The organism is Parabacteroides sp. AF27-14, from assembly GCF_003635425.1.
Lineage (GTDB): Bacteria > Bacteroidota > Bacteroidia > Bacteroidales > Tannerellaceae > Parabacteroides > Parabacteroides distasonis.
On record NZ_QTLZ01000012.1, the window covers coordinates 1 to 20,004 of the forward strand.

Here is a 20,004-nt window from a genome sequence, read left to right on the forward strand (position 1 = left end):
AAGTACCTTAGAAAATAACAGTAAAATCTGTGAAGTAAATTTAGGCATAGTCACGAGGGTGGCAAGCCTTTTTCCGAAGATATACATCAATGCCACTTGAAGTATATCTTCTCTGGACATAGGATATATACTTCATCGGCAAAGTAAGTATGACCTCAAAAAAACACGTACGTGTTTTCAAAAAAAGACGTACATGTTTTCGGAAAAACACGTACGTCTTTTTTTAAAGGCTTTATAGAGTCTGATTCTACCTAGTACTTGAAGCTTCCTCCCCCCAAGAATTCACGGAGCAAGGAAGTTCCCGGCAACTCTTCCGTAGGGATATAATTAAAGTAGCGAAGGAAACGAAGCAAACGATATGCCTCGGCATTCGCTTTATTGCTCTCGGGTACTTGCGCTAGGATCGGTTCCGCATATTTCCGCAAAGCGGCCAACTCATACAACATAGCGCTATTAAACATAGCGTCCGCATTCTCCTGATACGGAAAGATCCATTTATCCTCACCCCGGCGCACGCTCGGCCAACGGTTGATCGTATCTTCCGCCGAATATCCCCTAAAGCGATAATCCCGGATAATACGGCGCAGCAGACGATTATCCGTCGTCGGTATCCAATTATGGTTATCCAAAGAGATAGAGGTCAAGACCGAGACATATACCCGATATTTATATTTATCATCGATAAACTCCGTCAGTTCCGGATTCAAAGCATGAATACCTTCTATTACCAAAATCGAGTTCTCACGAAGTTTTAACTTCTTTCCCTTGAAAATCCTTCGGCCAGACTCAAAGTTGAAACTAGGCAGCTCGATCTCTTCCCCGGATAACAACTTCTTCAAATCCTTATTAAAATAAGGTAAATCCAGCGCATACAAAGATTCAAAATCATACTCGCCATGCTCATCTTTCGGTGTATCTTCCCGATTCAAGAAATAATCATCCAAGGAAATTCCTACCGGATGAAGCAGGTTAGTCGTCAATTGTACTTGCAAACGCTTGCAAAACGTAGTCTTTCCCGAAGAAGAAGGGCCGGAGATCAAGACGATACGGATGCCCTCTTTATATCCATCGGCGATCTTTTCGGCGATCTTGGCAACCTGTTTTTCCTGCATCGCCTCAGAGACAAGGATTATATCCTGAGAGCGGCCTTTCTCTATCGCTAAATTCAAATCCCCCACATTATCTAAGCCGACAGTCCGCTGCAATGTAAGGTGTTCCTTATAAGCCTCGAACATCTTATCCTGCTTGATGACAGGCTGCAATTCCATCGGATCGGTCTGCTTCGGGATACGGAGCAAAACGCCATCCATATACGGTTCCAAGTCAAACAATTGGATATAGCCGGTCGAAGGGGTTAAACAGCCATAAAAGAAGTTGATATAACCTTCCAACTCATAATAAGAGGTATAAGGCAATCCCGCCGTCTCTATTAAGCGAGCCTTATCATTCATACCCCGCTCCCTGAACAATACGGCGGCATCCACCGTACGGACACTCTTATGGAGGAAAGGAAGATCCGCGTCAATCAACTCCCACATACGTTTCTTGATCTTCTCGATCGTCTCCAAATCGATGTTCTTGCCGTTATGGATCACGCAATAGTAACCTTTCGATACCGGATGTTCCAGATTTAAGGTCGCCGTCGGCCAAATATCATACACCGCCTTGGAAAATATATGGCAAAGCGAGCGGACATAGGTTCTCAATCCGGATAATTGAGTATAGTCGATAAATTCGATATCCTTCGGTTGCCAGCAACGGAAGTTCAAGCTTTCCGTCTTATTATTCACTTGCGCGTTCATCGGCCTGTACCGAAGCGGAGCGCCAACCGCCGTATAAATGTCCAACAACGAAGAACCAATGGGTACATCCTTGTAGGTATTATTATTTTTGCAGTAAATTGTTATTGTCTCAGACATACTATCTCAGTTATTATTTGTAAATTCGCCCCCTAAAGTTAGGAATATTAATCGGATATACAATCCACTTAAACGTAATTTAAATGGACTATTCTTTTTTTGATTTTCTCCGGCTGATCGGCTCCTTGGCGCTGTTCTTGTACGGAATGAAGATCATGAGTGAAGGGTTACAAAAATTTGCGGGTGACAGTTTACGGCGAATACTAACCGCGATGACCACGAACAGAGTAACCGGTATGCTCACCGGGGTGTTAATAACGGCTCTTATCCAATCATCATCGGCTACGACGGTTATGGTCGTGAGTTTCGTGAATGCCGGACTCTTGACATTGACCCAATCCATCGGAGTAATTATGGGTGCCAACATCGGAACCACGGTAACGGCATGGCTTATCTCCGCCCTCGGTTTCAAGGTCGATATCGCCGCATTCGCCCTTCCCCTTTTAGCTTTCGCTCTCCCACTCTTCTTCTCAGGAAAAAGCTCTCGCAAATCAATTGGTGAATTTGTTTTTGGTTTCGCGTTCCTGTTCATGGGCCTTCAAAGTTTAAAGGCAAACGCCCCAGACCTCGGAGCGAATCCGGAAATGCTGGCTTTCGTGCAGAATTATACGGATATGGGATTTTTCTCCATCATCTTGTTCTTATTTATCGGAGCGATCTTAACCATGATCGTACAAGCCTCCGCCGCCACGATGGCTATTACATTGATTATGTGCGCCAACGGCTGGATCGATTACCATTTGGGAGTCGCTTTGGTATTAGGCGAAAATATCGGAACCACGATTACGGCCAACTTAGCCGCATTAACCGGAAACACACAAGCACGACGAGCCGCGTTAGCGCACCTTGTTTTCAACGTTTTCGGTGTCATGTGGGTTTTGGTGCTCTTCTACCCTTTCACGAATGCCGTCTCATGGTTTGTTACCCATGTAATGAAGGTCAGTGATCCGGCTGTGGCGGTATCCTTTAAACTGGCAGCGTTCCACACTGCATTCAATATCAGTAATACTTTCATTATGATCTGGTTCGTAAGCTTGATCGAAAAGACCGTATGTACGCTTATCAAGCCCAAGGTGGAAGACGAGGAATACCGCCTTCGCTATATCACGGGAGGTATGTTATCCACCGCCGAGCTTTCCATCCTACAAGCTCATAAAGAAATCTCATTATTCGCCGAGCGTACGGCCAGGATGTTTAATATGGTGAAAGAATTATTCTACGAGAAGAATGAGGAGACCTTCCTCAAGACTTATAGCCGCGTCGAGAAATACGAGAATATCAGCGACCGCATGGAGATCGAGATCGCGAATTACTTGACTGAAGTATCGGAAGGCCGTTTGAGTTCTGAAAGTAAGGAAGAAATCCGTATCATGCTACGTGCCGTCTCGGAAATCGAGAGTATAGCGGATTCTTGTAATAACCTTGCCCGAAGTATCAAACGCAGAAACGAGTTCAAATCCGAATTCACGGAGGAGCAAAACAAGCACTTGGATCATATGTTCGAGCTGGTATCCGGGGCATTAAATCGCATGAACCTAATTTTGCATAAACCGGAACTCGTACATGATGATATCAATCCTTCTTATAACATAGAGAACGAGATCAACAACTATCGTAACCAGTTGAAGAGCCGGAATATCGAAGATATCAACAATAAGCTGTACCAATATCAAGATGGCGTTTATTACATGGACATGGTTAGTGAAAGTGAAAAGCTGGGCGATTATGTATTAAATGTTGTTCAAGCGGTTATTGAGAAGAAAATATAGCGTATATTTGTCCTTAACAATATCAACAGCCCTTTTCCGTTATTGAGAGAAGGGCTGTTTTTAATATATATCCACTATGAATTATAAATATTATACGATCGTTATCCTTGGCCTTTTAGCATTCTCCGCTTGCGAGAAAGATGATATTGACATTCCGGCAACCGACAATGAAGTAAATCAATGGATCGAGCAAACGATGCGAGAGAATTATCTTTGGTATTCCGAGTTCCCGGATAAAAGTTCCTTGGACTTTAGTCTTGATCCGGAGAGCTTCTTCAAGGGCCTGTTATCCTATAAAGACGGGAAAGAGCTTTCTGATGGCCATCATTACTTCTCCCAATTAGAGAAAGCGACCGTAACAAAGAGCATTTACGACGCGAACAACTCATACGGATTCGATTTCGCAACTTCCAACCTTAAAGACGGAGGTAGTACCTATAAAATAGCCATTGTCCTTTATGTATTAAAGGATTCACCCGCCGAAGAAGCCGGATTGAAACGGGGAGACTGGATACTTGGCGTAAACGGCTCCTTGGGTTCTATCCAAGACTATGATGTGTTGAGAAGCGGAGGCAGCGTATCCCTCCAACTAGGAAAAGAAACAGGAAACACCAAGGGATTCGTCTCCACCCGAAGAGTTACCTTGAACGCATCCCGAACGGTAGAAGACATCCCATTCCTAAAAGATTCCGTATACATATATGGCAATAAGCGAATCGGCTATTTGATGTACAACCATTTCGCCTCCGGACCGGATGAATACGATTATAGCGACACTAGTTATAATCTTTATTTGCAACAACTCTTCGAAAAATTCAAAAGCCGCAACGTCAATGAGTTCGTACTTGATTTACGCTATAATGGGGGTGGGCTTGTCAATTGCGCCCAATTACTGGCTTCGCTATTAGTCCGTGAAAACGTTTTAGGAGAACCTTTATGTATCATGGAGTATAACGATAAAAACTCCAATAAAAATGAGACCTTGCCTTTACTCAAAACGACCGAGGTCATGGCAGGAAACTTAAACCTACAACGGCTATTTGTTTTGACAGGTTCAACTACGGCTTCTGCCTCCGAACTTATCATTAACTCGCTACGATCTTATCTAGACGTTCGGGTTATCGGTAAGCAGACTTTTGGCAAGACCGTCGGTATGACGATCTACAATGAATCTAAAAAATATGGCTGGATACTTTCTCCCGTCACTTTTCATATTTATAATAAGGATCGGAAAGCTGATTATGAAGACGGATTTCATCCCGATGTAGCTATCGATGAATTCAAGAGTGATCTAGCTGAATTCGGAGATTTGAAGGATCCTTTATTAGGACAAGCTATTTACGAGATAATCGGCCAGTCACCACTCTTACGATCCGCTACCCCGAGGGGCAACCGGGAAATCCAATATAATCCCCCGTTGTCCTATAAGGATAACTTATTACTGATTCCAAAAGACTAAAAACAAGATATATGGAAAGCGCATTTCTTAAAATCATAAACGCAAAAGTATTAACTCCTTCGGGCCCCCTACCAAACGGGCAAATCATCATCTCGGATGGGAAAATAGTGGAGATCACCGGGCAAAACCGGGAGATTCCTCATGCGGAGATCATCGACGCAAAAGGATATTATGTGGCTCCCGGCTGTATCGACACGCATGTACACGGCGGCAACGGACATGATTTCACGGAAGCTACCCCGAAAGCGTTCTATGCGATCACAAGAGCACATGCTTTACAGGGAACGACGGCTTTATATCCTACATTGGCAGCTGCCCCTATCGAGACCTTCCGGGAAGCGGTCAAGACCTGCGAGCACATCATGAACCACCCGGAACAGGGGGCCCGTATCATGGGATTACATCTCGAAGGCAACTATTTGAATATGGCTATGAAAGGCGGACAAGACCCTAATTATATTTACCCGCCCGATCCCCAAGAATATAAGGAATTACTAAACAGTACCCAATGTATTAAACGCTGGAGCGCCGCCCCCGAGCTTGACGGGGCTTTGGTATTCGGTAAATATGCGTCAGCTCATGGTGTGTTGGTTTCACTAGCCCACACCACAGCCGATTATCTCCAAGTGAAAAAAGCATACGAAGCCGGATTCACCCATGCTACCCACTTCTACAATGCCATGACTTCCGTCCATAAAGACCGTGAGTATAAACATGAAGGAACGGTAGAAGGTATTTATCTCATGAAAGATATGACCGTTGAAGTTGTAGCCGATGGTATCCACGTACCACCAGCAATCTTAAAGTTGGTATATCAAATCAAAGGGGTAGAACGTACGTCCTTAATCACGGACGCAATGGCCGCCGCCGCTTGCGATAACGGTACGGAACATTTTCCGGACTCCCGGGTAATTATCGAGGAAGGCGTATGTAAATTAGCCGATCGCTCAGCTATCGCAGGAAGTATAGCTACCGGAATCCGCTTGATCCGTACCTTAGTCGAGAAAGCGGAAATTCCATTGCACGACGCTGTTCGTATGGCTTCCGAAAGCCCAGCCCGCCTAATGGGTATTTTAGACCGTAAAGGAACATTGGAGAAAGGAAAGGATGCCGATATCATCATTTTCAACAACGATATAGAGATTCAAGAGACCTTCATCGAAGGTAAACGGCTCTCCAAAGAATAAGAAATCCAATAAACAATGACTTCTCCTATCTTGTTTTTAGATAAATAAGGGCATGAATGTATATGGAAAACGTAAAAGAACATTACTGGAGATACTCATTGATCACCATTATATTAGGACTAGGGGTAATTCTATTTTTTAAGATTACCCCGTTTCTTGGAGGTATACTTGGAGCATTCACCATCTATATATTGCTGCGTGGACAGATGTTCCACCTGACAGAAAAGCTAAATATGAGACCGGCTTTTGCAGCTTTACTGTTACTGGGGGAAACAATCTTATGTTTCTTAATCCCAATCACATTGGCGATCTGGTTGGTAATCAACAAAACTCAAAATATTAATTTAGACCCGACTGTACTGCTAAATACAGGCCAACATATAGCGGATCTAGTTCAGGAAAAGACCGGGTTTGATGTACTGGATAGAGGAAACTTATTAAAAGCGGCCTCTATACTCCCACAAATCGGACAGTTTTTAGTGGGTAGCATAAGCAGTTTCGCCGTAAATGTCGTCGTCTTGATTTTCATTCTGTACTTCATGCTGATAGGCGGAAGAAAAATGGAAAACTATCTATACACCTTATTCCCCTTCAGTGATCAAAACAAGGATGAGGTACTCAACGAGATCAATATGATCGTAAAATCAAACGCCATAGGTATCCCTCTTTTGGCGGTTATACAAGGTATCGTAGCGGTGATCGGTTACTTTATCTTTCAGACTCCCGATCCGCTGTTATTTGGGTTTCTCACTTGTATCGCTACGATCATTCCCATTGTAGGGACCGCATTGGTCTGGGTTCCGTTGGCGGCTTATATGGCTTTAAACGGAGATTGGGTACATGCCTTGGGATTGACTATTTATGCCTTGCTTGTCATTACGAACGTCGATAATCTGATTCGTTTTATCCTACAAAAGAAGTTGGCGGATATACATCCGTTAATCACCGTCTTCGGAGTCGTAATCGGGTTGTCCTTATTCGGATTTATGGGGATCATCTTCGGGCCGTTGTTATTATCCTTATTCCTTCTTTGTATAGATATCTTCAAGAAGAGCTATTTGGATAAATAAAGAGTATCTACAGCAATTAACGCTTCCGGGCCTTTTCCCGGGCGGCCTTTTCCTTTTCCCGCAAGGCTTCCTTGCGGGCTTTTTCTTTCTCTTTCAATTTTTGCTTGTATAAGCGTTCCTTCTCCTTACGTTCTTTTTCTTTCTCTTTCAAGCGTTGCTTATAAGCACGTTCCTTTTCCTTACGAAGGTCCTCACGAGCTTTCAGTTTCGCCTTACGGTCGGCTTCCGCTTGTTTCAGCTTGGCCTTGCGATCAGCTTCCAACTGTTTCTCTCGATCAGCCTTCGCTTTCAACAGGGCACGTTCTTCCTCCGCTTGCTTCTTGAGAAGTTCTTCCTGTTCTTTCGCTTTCTGCTCACGTAATTCCTTATCCGCCTTTTGCTGGGCCTCGAAAGCCTTACGAGCCTCTTCCTTGCGGGCTTCTTCTTCGGCAGCTTCCCGTTTACGGATCTCTTGGATTTCTTTCAAGGTCATGCCTTGATCCTCAACCGCCGGCTGAACAACAGGAACCGTATCCTTACGAAGGGTATCGACACGCTGGATTTCCGGTTTGTCAAACGCAGGGACCTCAATCGTATCCGGGACGACTGGTATAGCGGGCTGTCGAACAGGTTCTTGAACAGGCCGTTGTTCCTCCTCCGGCTCTGTAACAGGTTGTTTTTCCGGTTCAACTTCTAGTTTCAATTCATCTGCCTCTTCCGGCACTTCGGCTTCTTCCTCCGTGATCATTTCATCTTCAGTCGCCTCCTCCTCCTTAGCGGCTTCCATACGGGCTTTCCAACGACCTGCCAGATCCGGTAATTCCTCACCGAAGCTCTCATCGAAGAAGGTGATATATTCATCCAAGGTCTTGCCACGCATCAAGGTCTCATAATTATCATCAGAGATCGGTAACACGGCAACCGCTTTATTCAAGGCCGTAGCATAGCCATCCTTACCGTATATCATCTTATAATATTGGATAATCTCATCAAAACTAATAAATCCTTTAATCGCCAGCATACTGATCGGACCGGCCTGCTCCAAAGCCAAATCAAACTCTTTCACCATGAAGTTCGCGAAGTTATAAGCGGCGACAGCGAATAGCAACTGGTTCTGATCTACGCTACCCGTAGGATATACCAAAAGCATCTGATAAGGCGTATTCCGTTCCGGATTAAATACACGAGCCGAATCCTCGGCAGATAGCATACCATCCTCGCCCAAACCGAATCGTAGGTTCCAACTCATACCTTTCACTCCGCCCTGCACCAAGGCACGTCCCCGAAGAACACCTTTCAACATCTCCCCGGCCAGTTCCGTGACATCTGCGTTCGGATACTTCTCGACCAGTGCTTTCAAGGCATTCTTAAACCCTTCCGCATCCCCGGCCTGCACATAGGATAACGCATCCAAGAACATGAATTTAGGCATCAATGTAGCCAATGGATATTTCTCGCTTACGTACCGGAAACTCTTACGTACATACGCTGTATCGCTTTCCAGATAGCGGTCGTAAGTAGCTTGATAGATCGAGTCTTGTACCACATCCATCATGCGGATATTATACTCGTAATTCGGATCAGCCACAGCTACCGCATAATCGCTTTCCGGGAAGGCGTTCATTAGTTTATTCTTATACTCGGTAGCCAACACTGTATTTCCGGTTTTCAGGGCCATCAAATATACTTGATAATAGCTCTCCAAACGGTGCTCATTATCCGGGAAACGGCGTTCCAAATTCTCGAATGCCTCGACAGATAAGGGGATATCCTCCAACTTATCCTTATAAATCATCGCCATATTGTAAAGACCGTCTATAATAATAATGTTAGAAGCGTCTATATCCTCTTGCGTGAAAGGTAGCTGCTGTAGGTAATACTCACGGGTATGCGGATCATCGGCGGCAACAGCCGGCAGATCACCGCCTATCGAATCGGTCGGCAACGGCTCACCGTCCGGCCCTACCATTTGGGTGGAATCTCCCTCGGCCAGCATCTCCTCATCCAGATTCTCATTAAAGGTAGAGAGTTCCTTCTTACGGCGGCGCCAGTGATCTTCCAACGGACGACGTCCCCATTTACGCTGGAACTGTGTCTTTCCTTGCGCTACAGTCTGAGGGTTATAGAAGTAGAAAGACGCTCCACCGGACGCATTCGGCAAGACAACAGCGTTGGTTTCCGTACCGGGACGGTCGATTCCGGTGCCTTTCGCTTCCTGCTCGGCCAGATAAGCCTCCTTCTCAGCCAAGGCTTTCGCCTCTTCCTCCTCTTTCTTTACCTCCTCAATCTTCTTATCGATAATCGCTAACCGCTCCGCTTCCGGTAATTTAGCCAAGGCTTGCAAACTGTCTTGAAGATGGACCGCTTCTACATGCACGACCAATTCATCCAGAATCGCCGACAATTTAGAAACCCGTTCATAATCCCTGTATTCCTTTTGAATTCCAGCTAAGGCTCCGCTAAAGCAAGGTTGCGCTTTCACGTAATCCCGCATCGTAAAATAGATATCTCCCAGCTTTATCTGGCAGATCGCCTTATCCATTCCATTCAATGTACTCTTATCGATACCGAGTTGATAGTTCTTTATGGCATTCACCGTATCTTCCCGGCTGAGGTATACATTTCCTAAAGCATAGTATACTTGATCCAGATAATCCTTATTCTTCTGGCTTTTCGCCATTTTCTCGAGCATCTTCACCACTTTCAAGTAATTCGTACCCGAGAATACTTCTGTCTGACGGATACGTGAGGCAAATTCCAACTCATACGGAGGATTCGAACGGGCTACCTCACCAAAGGTCTTATAAGCCAAGCCATCTAATTCTTGATCCGCATAGATTTGTCCCAAAAGATACTTCATCCGGGTACGTTGCTTCCGGTTTTTCTCCGCCTTGATAGCGGTCTTCAGATAAGGGATGGCATCCTCGAACTGCCCGTTCTTGATCAAATAATCGGCATACACCGCCGCATATTGCTTCAAGGCGGAAGCAGGAATACCGTTCTTGTTCATCTTATCCAAGATATCCTCGGATTCATAGAACCAACCCATCTCAGAATAACAACGGGCTTGCCACAAACGGGCCTCGGCCACGACCTCCTCGTCCTTCGCGTAATGACGGGCTATATAGGAAAAGGTAGCGGAGGCTTGCAGGAAATCGGCATTGTAGAATTGCGCCTGTCCCATGATCAGCCAACTATTCTTTAAGAAAGGGTTATATTCCTCTTGTTCTTGGATAGCACGTAGTTTGGGATTATTCCGCCAGCCCGGTTTCTTAGCCGGTTTCGCTTTTATGGAGTGTAGTTTAATAGCTTTATTACTTTTCTCGATCGTCCGGTCGAAAGGGCCGCCCGGCTCGGCTTTGTCTTTAGGCTGAGCGCTAATCGGATACATATAGATCCTGTCGGAATAGTTCTCTTTATATCCGTCCTGTTGGCTTTTCAGTGCCTCGTCAAACGCTTGTTTTCCATTGAAATAAATATTATAACGGGTCGTAAAGGCATGATAAAAACGGCTCGCTTTCGTGTTCTTCTTCGTGCTGCACGACCAAAGCAAGAGTACCGTTAATAACGCCACTATGTAGTAAAACCCTTTTTTCATTCTTTAATTAACGCCGTAACAACGGTTTTATTGCTTTCAAGGCCAAAAAGAGGACCACCAAAAACAAGATGATAAACGCACCGGAAGGCACGTTCAGGAAATAAGAAAGAACCAGTCCGGACACGCAACCCAGAAAGCCGATCGCTATACTTCCCCATATGATCTTCTTGAAGTCGGAAGTAAACAGGTTCACCGTTATTTGAGGCAGGGTCAGCAAACTCATCAATAGCATAATCCCTACCAACCGGATCGAAAGAACAATTGTCATGGCGATAAAGCACATCATCGTATACTCGATCCATTTTACCGGTAGGCCTTGCGTGACAGCGAAGTCACGATCGAACGCCACGTAAACAATCTCACGGAGGAAAAGGGAGAATATGAGTATCAACAATACCACCAACCCTAAAATCCATAAGATATCGGCCGTAGAGATCGTTAATATATTACCAAATAGATAGGCGGATAGATTCGGGGCGTACCCCGGGGTAAGGAAGATGAAGATCACTCCCAAAGCCATACCCAGCGACCATACGCCCGCTATAGCGGAATCCTCCCTTACGTTTTGCGTCTTGCTCGCCCACTCCACGCCAAAGGCAGAGAGGATCGAAAACAACATCGCCATCAAGATCGGGTTTGTTCCCAGATAAAAACCCAAGCCCAAACCACCGAACGAAGCATGCGTGATCCCTCCGCTGATAAATACCAACCGGCGGGATACGATGTAAGTCCCGACAATCCCACAAGCGATAGCGGTTAGCAAGCTCCCGATCAAGGCATTCTGAAAAAAGGCATATTGCAATAAATCCATATGATTCGTTTCCTAAATTAATGAGTACGGCGTTCGCCAATGATCAAGAATGCCTCATCCTTCAAGACATCCGGCAAATTGATCCCTCGCAATTGCAGGCTACGGAGCCAACCGGCCACCTCCACTTCCCGGAGGGTATAAAGCACTTCACTAAACTCCTCAACGGCTTCCTCATCGTAAGCGTCCGCTTCCACTCCTTGGAACCGATCCAGTTCCTCATCGTTATAATATTCGATTTTCTTGCTGACGGCGGCTAATAAACTATCCCGCTCGCAAGTCTCATGTTGTCCGCAGCAAACCTCCGGGATCTCCTGTGCCTCGGGGATCTCCGAGATCTCCCCCCGTTCCAGCATCTTCTGAAGTTTCTTATTCCGGAAATACCCGGCGATAGCGGCTACGACACCCAGGCCTATAAGACTTATGACAATGTACCACATAATTCAATTGAAAGTTGAGAATTGAAAACTGAAAATTAAAGGGCTGATTCCCTCATAGAGAAACCAGCGGCCTTAAGATCTTCCCAATAATGGGGATAACTCTTGCTGACCACTTGCGGGTGGGCGATCTCTATCCCCTCGGGACGTACCAAAGCGGCGGGAGCGAATGACAAAGCCATCCGATGATCCTCGTAAGTGGCGATTACCGGATGCGACTCCGGTTCCCTGCGTTCACCGTTCCACTCCAAGATGCTATCATTGCGATCCGTCAACACATAACCTAATTTACGAAGCTCTGTCTTCAATGCCTCGATCCGATCCGTCTCCTTGATCTTCAATGATTGAAGTCCCGTAAAGCGGAAAGGGATATTTAATAACACGCAAGTCACCACAAAGGTTTGAGCCAAATCCGGTTCATTCACGAAGTTATAAACCAACTTCTCACAGATATTTCCAGTATGCTTTAACACGACTCCACGTTTCGTATAAGTAGTGCCCACTCCCAATTGAGCGAACAACTTCGCTCCGGCGGCATCTCCCTGCAAGCTATTCTTGAATAAACCTAACAATTCGATCTCAGCATTTTTCGATAACGCCATGATCTCATACCAATAAGAAGCGGCACTCCAATCGGATTCCACCGTAAAACGAATCGGCTTATACTCTTGGGGAAGTACTTTGATCGTATTCTCCGTCCAAGAGGCTCTCACTCCATATTGCTCCATCAATTGCAATGTGATATGGATATAGGGCCTAGAGATAATAGCGCCCTCCAAATGCAACGTAACCCCATTTTCTGTTAACGGGGCGATCATCAAGATAGCGGATATATATTGAGAGCTGACATTTCCCGGTAGCGAGATCTCTCCGCCTTGCAAGGCGCTTCCGAAAATACGCAAAGGAGGATAACCCTCCTTCTCCATGTACTCGATCCGGGCACCTAAAGCGTTCAGCGCATCCACCAACACCTTGATCGGACGGTTCTTCATGCGTTCGGTTCCCGTAATCGTCCATTCGCCCACCACCTTCGAGAGGAAAGCAGTAAGGAAACGCATCGTCGTACCCGCCGCACCCACATTAAAATCCCGATCGTTCGAGTTCAATGCCTTTACCATCAAATTTGTATCATCGCAATCGGATAAGTTCTCCACATCGTATGCGCTATAACTTAGCGCATTCAAGATCAATGCCCTGTTACTGATACTTTTAGAAGCGGGAAGCTTTACGGTAGTCCGGATAGCGGAACCCGGAGCATCTATCTGATAATTCATCGCTTTCGTATATTCAAGATTCAAGAGGCAAAAGTACGAAAATTAGCGTACATATGGAGTATAACAGCGGGAAACTTTCTTTATGCTTCTTTTCGAATGCGAATCGTGACAAGGCATTCGTTTGAATCGCCCCAACCAGTAGACGTGAGGGGCAATAAAACGCCCTTTTAAGTGAGAGTATTCCCGTTTTTAAGCACGAAAGGCGACGAAAGCCTACACGTATAGTCGCGTTGGGCGACGCCAATACTGCCGTTAGGCATTATAAACAGTCACGAATAGGGTTGTCAGTAGTCGTGAATAGGCATCGTAACCCGGTTAGAACCCAGTCGTAACCCTATCGGATAGCCCGAAGAAGTCAATGGATATGAATTAGGATGAATTATTTTCGCTAGAATGAAAGGCGGTTTTTCGGTATTGTATTATCAATGAACGAATTATTGTTTTTTTCTTGCGTATTTGGCAATGAGTCGTACATAGTCCCGGAAAAATCGGTTCTCCGGGACTTCAGTTTACAAAATGTCAAAATGTCAAATCGCCAAACGGTCTTATCACAAGGCCTTCATCTTCAAGAAATGCTTCCAGAAAAAGAGGATCTGGTAATCAATAGAATTATTCCAGTATTGTGAATCATGATTACCCGGGCGAGTGATAAAGTCGTGGTCGATGCCTTGTTTTAATAACGCTTCGTGGTAGTTTTTATTCACCTCCAAAAAGAAATCGCTGTCACCGCAATCGAAGATCAAAGCGATCTGGTCTTTCCTCAAGGTTGGAACCAAATTGATAACCGTGTACTTCTCCCAGTTTTCCGGATATTTCGCCTTCTCACCTATTTGCACGCTCATCTCCCAGTTTTTCGGGAAAGGGCGGATATCCACGCCACCGCTGGTACTTCCCGCAGCGGAGAAAACATCGCTATGATGAAGGCCATTCCACATAGCGCCATGTCCACCCATGCTCAAGCCGGTAATAGCACGTCCCTTACGATCGGCCACGGTCTTATAATGGGAATCCACGTATTTCACCAACTCATCCGAGATGAAAGTCTCATACCGTACATCAGCGTTCAAAGGGCTATCCCAATACCACGTATTCTTACCATCCGGGCATACAAAAAAGACACCCTTCTCATCAGCGATCTTAGGTAGATCCGGCTTGATACCGACCCATGTACGAGCGTTACCGCCATAGCCATGTAACAAATAAATCACCGGACACGCTTCCGTCGCGGCCATATCCGGACTTACCACGACTACCTCTATACTTTTATTCATCGAAGGACTTTTCACTTGCAAAGTATCTACCTTCGCTGCCTGTAAACCGAGCGGAAGCAAACAAACCAACGCTACCGCTACCTTTTTCATCCAATTCATATCAGTGAATATTAATGATTAATTCCCCGTAGCCTTGTTTTCAAGGAACTACGGGGACAAATATACAGATTTCTACTCGATGCCCCAAGTCTTGTCCGGTGTAGGCCCCATCTCCAATTCTAGTACGCCACCTTTCATAATATCCTTATAATCAAGATAGCATCTCGTATAATCCATCCCGTTTAATTTAGCGGATTGGATATAGGTGTTTTCCGGGGTATTTCGGTTGGCTCGTATGATAAATGTATTCCCTTCGCCAACCTGAATCTCGGTCTTCTCAAAAACCGGGCTGGATATCTCATAGCGAGTATCTCCCGGACAAACCGGATACAAACCACATGCCGCCAATACATACCAAGCGGACATCTGACCGACATCCTCGTTTCCAACCAAGCCTTCTACCTTATTCTTATACGCCTTATCGCAAATGAAACGAGACCATTTCTGGGTTTTCCACGGCTGTCCCAAATGATTGTACAAGAAAGGCACATGATGAACCGGCTCGTTCGCATGATTGTAATAAGCGTTCCACAGGAAATCTGTTGGTGTCTTGTCGAACATCGTATCCAGATCGGCGATCACCCGTTCCGTTCCTCCCATCAGTTCCACCATACCCGGAATATCGTGAGGCACGAACCAGCCCTGTTGTAACTCGTTGCATTCCATACAGCCGTACCACTCCTTCAGCTTACCCTCTTCCGGCCAAGCCTCAAACCGGCCATTCGCTTCTCTCGGGCGGAAGCTATGTTTCTCCGCATCATATAAATTCCGGTAAGACTGAGCCAACTTCGCATAATAAGCCGCATCCTCCTGTTTTCCTAATGATTTCGCCAACTGAGACATACACCATTCCGTATACGCATACTCCAAGGTTTTGGAGATACTCTGCGGATTCGGGGTATAGCCCAACTCCGCATTCCCGAACATTCTCGAGGTTTTATCCGCATACCGATAAGCCTTTTCCATATCCAAGCTACAAATACCTTTCGCATAGGCATCCGCCAAGACCGATATAGCCGGATTTCCTAACATACAACCGCTATAGGCGTTCAACAACTCCCAGCGCTCATAGTACTCACGGCCACTCTCCTCTGCCATCGTTGTCAATGACTTCAACAAATCATTCACCAATACCGGATTAATAATCGTTTGCAAAGGCATCTGACTACGGAACACGTCCCAACCGCTAAAGATCGTACGTTTCGTGAACGTATCCGACTTATGCGCTTTTCCGTCCGCGCCCATATACTGACCATCCACATCCGTGTAAATCCTCGGATCGATCATCGTATGATACAAGGAGGTATAGAAGATCACCTTTTGCTCATCCGTTCCACCGCTGACATCCATCTTAGCCAAAGCCGTATCCCACAACGAGCGGGCACGAGAACGTACCGCGTCAAAATCCCAATCCTTGATCTCCGCTTTCAAGTTCTTTTCCGCACCCTCCAAGCTTACAAAGGAAATACCGGCCTTGAAAAGAACCTCCTCATTCGCCTCGGTCTCAAACTCCGTAAAGAACCCGAGGTGCTCACCCTCATATGCCTTTGGTCTCTCCGAAATCTTTGCGTTCGCTGTCAATGTCTGGAAAGCCGAGCTCTCCACGAATTCCCGATGCCGATCCTGCCCAGCCGGGATATCCACGCTCCATACACCATAATCTTTCAACGGTTTGGAGAACTGCGCATAAAAATACACGGTATACCGGGAAGAACCCTCACCATTCCCCCAGCCTCCGCCTTCCGGCGTACATTCCATTCGTCCGGCGATCGTATGGTCATCTATCACTTGAACCGCCTGATACGTAGAAGTACCTCCTACACGACGGGCTAAGTCCAACTGGATGCGAGACTGCTTATTCTCGGGGAAAACGAATCTCAGCATACCGCTATGAGGAGCCGCTGTCGCCTCCGCTTGTATCTGGTAATCGCTCAGCAATACCTTATAATATCCAGCCTTGGCCTCCTCGGATGATTTATCATACCGGGAACGATACCCGGCTACGCCCCCCTCTTTTCCTGAGTTCGTACGCAGATCGCCCACGGTAGGCATTACCAATAAATTACCCAGATCACCGTACCAGCCGATACCACTCATCTGCGTAAAGGCGAATCCCTCGATTGTCTCATGCTCGTAGCTATATCCGGAACCATTGTCGCCCCCTGTAATCGTATTCGGACTTACCTGTACCATACCGAAAGGGGTGGTCGCACCGGGGAAGGTCTTCCCCAAGCCATGGTAAGCACCGGCCGCCTCCGTATTCGTACTCGCCCCGATAAAGGGATTTACATAATCTGTTCCCGCCATCAGATCTTTCTTTTGAGAGCCGCAAGCTACGGTAACCAATCCCAATAAGCCGAAAGCAGAGGCTAATAATGTTTCTTTAATCATGTTATATTCGTAGTATTAAGTTATATTTATTTCCAAAAGAAGGGAATCATATGATTCCTATTCCGCAGGCAGCGATAGCGTGTGTTTTCCACTTTCCAACAAGATCGAACCCAGCGATATCTCTACATTATTCCCATCTAACACACAATTCGATACGTTAAATGGAGCGATAAAGGTCGCCGTACTATTCGCTGGTATCTCCAGATCAAGCGAGAGCGATCGGTTCTCCATAGTCCAAGACACACGTGCCGTACCGTAAGGGGTCTCTCTCGCCACCCTCGCCCACGTCACGCCATCCGGCACTTGCGGTTTGATAAAGAAATGTTTATAGCCCGGCCTATCCTCATCCGGCAAGATCCCTCCGATCGCCTGACAGAACCAAGCGCCAATGCCATTGAAACAATTATGAACCTTACTACGTTCTCCCGACCAGTATTCCCAAGTCGTAGAAGCCCCTTGATCGATCATATATAGATATCCCGGTTGCTCTCTCTTTTTCAGCATGGAATAGAGAAAATCAGCCTCTCCGTTCTTTATCGCCCAATCGGTCAAGATCGTAACACCCACCAAACCGGAACCGATATGGCCCTTACAATTCTCCAAAGTCTCTCGATATAAACCTTCCTTTACCTCGGGCATATGCTGTTCATCTGTCACGCCGACCAACATCGGATAAATCCGATCGATCTGGGAGCCTGTAGCGTACTGTTTCTTCTCCGGATCATAGAAAGTCTTCTGGATAAGCTCGTTCAATCGTTGGCGACGCTCTTTATACTTAGCGGCATCCTCCGCTTTCCCCAATACCTTCGCGATCTTCTCCATCGTAGTGAGGCAATCGCTTATAAAGCAGTTACTAACCAGATCTACCGATGACTGCGCCGTATAATCGACACCCGCCGGAGCCAACCAATCCCCTAAATACCATGCCCGATAATCCGTATCCGGCCAACGTTTCAGCAACCCATCGACCGTATACGCATCCACATAACGCAACCAATGTCGCATAACCGGATAATATCGCTCGATCAGACGGCTATCCCCATAATTCAAATAAGTCTGCCACGATCCCGTGATAATAAAGCCACACCAATACGGACCACCTCCCGCCGGATATGGATTCGGTACGCAATGCGGCATACCCCCATCCTCACGGATGCAATCCTGCCACATCTGCATCCAGTTCATATACACGGAAGAGCCCTCATACAATGTCTGGAAACTCTTACAAGAGGCATTTCCATCCCCACCGTATCCCATACGCTCATAATGCGGGCAATCTACGATATAACCACTGAAAGCTAGGTTCTTGAAAGTATATTTGATCATCGCATAGATAGCATTCAAGTCCGGATCCGAGCACTCGAAAGACGAGGCATCCTTATAATCCGTATGAATCAGATAGCCGGTTACCTCCTCGGGGGCTTTCGCCAAACCGGATATCCTTATATATTGAAACGCATGGTGGTTAAATTTATTTCGGAATACCTCTTTGCCTTGTCCGGAACCGATATACCAATCCTCATACTGTCCGTTCTCCTCTTGTGGCTTGAAATCTTCGTTTTCATTTAACCAATCCGTATATTCCATACGGACCCGGTGGCCTTCCGGTAATTTTGGGAAACTCAGCTCAACCCAACCATTCAACGCCTTTCCCATATCTACGAGCCAAATACTGTCCCCTATTTGTTTGATTCCTTTGGGACGGATAATCTCTTGTATTCGATTAGGCTCACACATCTGGGGACTTACCTCTATCCCGGGTACCTCCACCTCCAACACCGGCTTCCAATCCAGTTCGTCGAGCGTAGCCGTTGTCAAATCCGGCAACGCCTTCCGCCCATCCACACATTCACCCCCGAATTGATGGGGATACCAAGTGCCGGTACCGGTCTCACCATACATACTTCCCCGGCCTTCCCAAGAGCTATCCGTAACGAGTAGCGTACTTGCGGTACCATTTGCTTGGATCTCGTCCAATCGCAGTTTAACCAACGGCCCATCATGAACGGCATTAAAAGTAGCTTTTCTGTACCAGCCACGGCCCAACCAGAGCAATAAGTCGTTTATTCCCTGCTTTGCGTACGGCGTAAGATCGTACGTCACCGATAATGATCTTTTGTTTAATTGAGATACCGCAGGCGAGAGAACATCTTCCGATACCTTCCTCCCATTTAAATAGATCTCATGATACCCTAAGGAGTTTACATGAAGGAGTAATGTGGCATCACGGTCTTGAAGCTCGAACTTCTTCCTTAACATCGGATTCTTCTCATCCGGCATCCCTATATATTTCCCTTGCCATTCCGCTTTATCCAAAAGCCCGATCCCAAAGCGATTGACCAGACTCCAGTCCGAGAATTCCCCTTTATCGCCCCATACCCGGACTTTCCAATAGGCCAGCACACTAGATCGCAACTCTTTCCCTCGATAAGGGACCATCACGGAAGCGGACGATTCCACCTTACCTGAATTCCATAGATCGGCTTTGCCTTGAGCCAGCAAGGAACTATCCGTGGCTACTTGTATCTCAAAATACGCTTGTCGCATAGTTTGCCCGTCTGTCTCGATTTTCCAGCTAAAATGGGGATGGGTATTGTCGATCGCGACCGGATTCTCCAAGTTCTCACAACGAAGATCTTTTAAGATGATCCTCCGTCCGGATTCACAGCCCGACATCAGTAACAATAGGGTCACAAAGTAGATAGATATACATTTCATGATAAATAGATTGAGATTACGCATG

At 46.2% G+C, this 20,004-nt stretch carries 12 protein-coding genes; 4 read left to right on the plus strand and 8 right to left on the minus strand.

Features of this window, described 5'->3' with window-relative positions; all coding sequences use genetic code 11:
- Positions 1-251: 251 nt before the first annotated feature.
- On the minus strand, positions 252-1,919 hold the full coding sequence (locus DWY79_RS13270) for a nucleoside kinase (protein ID WP_048927006.1): 1,668 nt from the start codon (positions 1,917-1,919) through the stop codon (positions 252-254).
- A gap of 83 nt (positions 1,920-2,002) precedes the next feature.
- Here DWY79_RS13270 and DWY79_RS13275 point away from each other — a divergent pair, with 83 nt between their 5' ends.
- From DWY79_RS13275 to DWY79_RS13290, 4 genes are all read left to right on the plus strand, one after another.
- Positions 2,003-3,688, plus strand: a complete 1,686-nt coding sequence (locus tag DWY79_RS13275; protein ID WP_005863486.1) for a Na/Pi cotransporter family protein — start codon at positions 2,003-2,005, stop codon at positions 3,686-3,688.
- Positions 3,689-3,764: 76 nt separating this feature from the next.
- Positions 3,765-5,147: a S41 family peptidase gene (locus tag DWY79_RS13280; protein ID WP_122369482.1), complete on the plus strand. Its 1,383-nt coding sequence runs from the start codon at positions 3,765-3,767 to the stop codon at positions 5,145-5,147.
- An 11-nt stretch (positions 5,148-5,158) separates the two neighbouring features.
- Positions 5,159-6,334 (plus strand): N-acetylglucosamine-6-phosphate deacetylase, encoded by a 1,176-nt coding sequence (gene nagA / locus DWY79_RS13285; protein ID WP_122369483.1) that lies wholly within the window; start codon positions 5,159-5,161, stop codon positions 6,332-6,334.
- A 56-nt stretch (positions 6,335-6,390) separates the two neighbouring features.
- Positions 6,391-7,404, plus strand: coding sequence for an AI-2E family transporter (locus DWY79_RS13290; RefSeq protein ID WP_048927003.1), 1,014 nt, complete (start codon positions 6,391-6,393; stop codon positions 7,402-7,404).
- A gap of 16 nt (positions 7,405-7,420) precedes the next feature.
- On the opposite strand, the gene DWY79_RS13295 is transcribed toward DWY79_RS13290, so the two are convergent.
- From DWY79_RS13295 to DWY79_RS13325, 7 genes are all read right to left on the minus strand, one after another.
- Entirely contained in the window at positions 7,421-10,981 is a 3,561-nt protein-coding gene (locus tag DWY79_RS13295; protein WP_122369484.1) for a tetratricopeptide repeat protein, read from the minus strand.
- A 7-nt stretch (positions 10,982-10,988) separates the two neighbouring features.
- Positions 10,989-11,792, minus strand: coding sequence for a metal ABC transporter permease (locus DWY79_RS13300; RefSeq protein WP_005863493.1), 804 nt, complete (start codon positions 11,790-11,792; stop codon positions 10,989-10,991).
- A gap of 17 nt (positions 11,793-11,809) precedes the next feature.
- Positions 11,810-12,229, minus strand: coding sequence for a phospholipase (locus tag DWY79_RS13305; RefSeq protein ID WP_122369485.1), 420 nt, complete (start codon positions 12,227-12,229; stop codon positions 11,810-11,812).
- Positions 12,230-12,264: 35 nt separating this feature from the next.
- Positions 12,265-13,500: a 3-phosphoshikimate 1-carboxyvinyltransferase gene (locus tag DWY79_RS13310; RefSeq protein ID WP_122369486.1), complete on the minus strand. Its 1,236-nt coding sequence runs from the start codon at positions 13,498-13,500 to the stop codon at positions 12,265-12,267.
- Between the two features lie 548 nt (positions 13,501-14,048).
- Positions 14,049-14,870, minus strand: coding sequence for an alpha/beta hydrolase family protein (locus tag DWY79_RS13315; protein ID WP_122369487.1), 822 nt, complete (start codon positions 14,868-14,870; stop codon positions 14,049-14,051).
- 72 nt (positions 14,871-14,942) lie between these two features.
- Complete coding sequence (locus DWY79_RS13320; RefSeq protein ID WP_122369488.1) at positions 14,943-17,261, minus strand: GH92 family glycosyl hydrolase; 2,319 nt, start codon at positions 17,259-17,261, stop codon at positions 14,943-14,945.
- A 57-nt stretch (positions 17,262-17,318) separates the two neighbouring features.
- A complete protein-coding gene (locus tag DWY79_RS13325; protein WP_122369489.1) occupies positions 17,319-20,003 on the minus strand; it encodes an alpha-L-rhamnosidase in 2,685 nt (894 codons plus the stop codon).
- Position 20,004 lies beyond the last annotated feature (1 nt).

Excerpts from the sequence above, each read along its gene's own strand:
- DWY79_RS13270 (WP_048927006.1), bottom strand. The coding sequence starts at position 1,919 with ATGTCTGAGACAATAACAATTTACTGCAAAAATAATAATACCTACAAG.
- DWY79_RS13315 (WP_122369487.1), bottom strand. The coding sequence starts at position 14,870 with ATGAATTGGATGAAAAAGGTAGCGGTAGCGTTGGTTTGTTTGCTTCCG.
- DWY79_RS13295 (WP_122369484.1), bottom strand. The coding sequence starts at position 10,981 with ATGAAAAAAGGGTTTTACTACATAGTGGCGTTATTAACGGTACTCTTG.
- DWY79_RS13305 (WP_122369485.1), bottom strand. The coding sequence starts at position 12,229 with ATGTGGTACATTGTCATAAGTCTTATAGGCCTGGGTGTCGTAGCCGCT.
- DWY79_RS13290 (WP_048927003.1), top strand. The coding sequence starts at position 6,391 with ATGTATATGGAAAACGTAAAAGAACATTACTGGAGATACTCATTGATC.
- DWY79_RS13325 (WP_122369489.1), bottom strand. The coding sequence starts at position 20,003 with ATGCGTAATCTCAATCTATTTATCATGAAATGTATATCTATCTACTTT.
- DWY79_RS13300 (WP_005863493.1), bottom strand. The coding sequence starts at position 11,792 with ATGGATTTATTGCAATATGCCTTTTTTCAGAATGCCTTGATCGGGAGC.
- DWY79_RS13320 (WP_122369488.1), bottom strand. The coding sequence starts at position 17,261 with ATGATTAAAGAAACATTATTAGCCTCTGCTTTCGGCTTATTGGGATTG.
- nagA (WP_122369483.1), top strand. The coding sequence starts at position 5,159 with ATGGAAAGCGCATTTCTTAAAATCATAAACGCAAAAGTATTAACTCCT.
- DWY79_RS13280 (WP_122369482.1), top strand. The coding sequence starts at position 3,765 with ATGAATTATAAATATTATACGATCGTTATCCTTGGCCTTTTAGCATTC.
- DWY79_RS13275 (WP_005863486.1), top strand. The coding sequence starts at position 2,003 with ATGGACTATTCTTTTTTTGATTTTCTCCGGCTGATCGGCTCCTTGGCG.
- DWY79_RS13310 (WP_122369486.1), bottom strand. The coding sequence starts at position 13,500 with ATGAATTATCAGATAGATGCTCCGGGTTCCGCTATCCGGACTACCGTA.